A 1,162-nucleotide genomic window follows, 5' to 3' on the forward strand; every position below is an offset into this window, starting at 1 on the left:
CGGTGCGTGTGTGTGCGCGTTACGGGAGGTTGCGGGCCATCACGATCCGCTGGACCTGGTTGGTCCCCTCGTAGATCTGCGTGATCTTCGCGTCCCGCATCATCCGCTCCACCGGGTAGTCCCGCGTGTACCCGTACCCGCCCAGCAACTGCACCGCGTCCGTGGTGATCTCCATCGCCGCGTCCGACGCGAAGCACTTCGCCGCCGCACCGAAGAACGTCAGATCCGCGTCCCCCCGCTGCGACTTCGCCGCCGCCGCGTACGTCAACTGCCGCGCCGCCTCCAGCTTCATCGCCATGTCCGCCAGCATGAACTGCACACCCTGGAACTCCGCGATCGCCTTCCCGAACTGCCGGCGCTCCCGCACATACCCGTTCGCGTAGTCCAGCGCACCCTGCGCGATCCCGATCGCCTGCGCCGCGATCGTCACCCGGGTGTGGTCCAGCGTCTTCATCGCCGTCGCGAAACCCGTCCCCTCCGCACCGATCATCCGGTCCGCCGGGATCCGCACGTTGTCGAAGTACACCTCACGCGTCGGCGACCCCTTGATGCCCAGCTTCTTCTCCGGCGCACCGAAGGACACGCCCTCGTCGCCCTTCTCCACCACGAACGCCGAGATGCCCTTCGACCGCTTCTCCGGATCCGTCACCGCCATCACCGTGTAGAACTCGGACACCCCCGCGTTGGTGATCCAGCGCTTCACACCGTTCAGCACCCAGAAGTCCCCGTCACGCACCGCCCGGGTCTTCATCCCCGCCGCGTCCGAACCCGCCTCCGGCTCCGACAGGCAGTACGAGAACATCCCCTCGCCCCGCGCCAGCGCCCCCAGGTACTTCGCCTTCAACTCCTCCGAACCCGACAGCTGCACCGGCAGCGACCCCAGCTTGTTCACCGCCGGGATCAACGAGGACGACGCGCACACCCGCGCCACCTCCTCGATCACGATCACCGTCGCCAGCGCGTCCGCCCCCGCACCGCCGTACTCCTCCGGCACGTGCACCGCGTGCAGGTCGTTCCCCCGCAACGCGTCCAACGCCTCCTGCGGGAACCGCCCCTGCTCGTCCACCTCCGCCGCGAACGGAGCGATCTTCGCCTCGGCCAGCGAACGCACCGCCTCACGGAGCATCCCGTGCTCCTCGGAGATCCGGAAGAGATCGAAGTC

General features: G+C 68.2%; 1 protein-coding gene. It reads right to left on the reverse strand.

Annotation, left to right across the window (positions count from 1 at the left end):
- Positions 1-19: 19 nt before the first annotated feature.
- A partial coding sequence (locus ACFVU7_RS45135) for an acyl-CoA dehydrogenase family protein (protein ID WP_388052567.1) occupies positions 20-1,162 on the reverse strand: 1,143 nt, incomplete at its 5' end.

Source organism: Kitasatospora sp. NPDC058046 (genome assembly GCF_042885595.1).
Lineage (GTDB): Bacteria > Actinomycetota > Actinomycetes > Streptomycetales > Streptomycetaceae > Kitasatospora.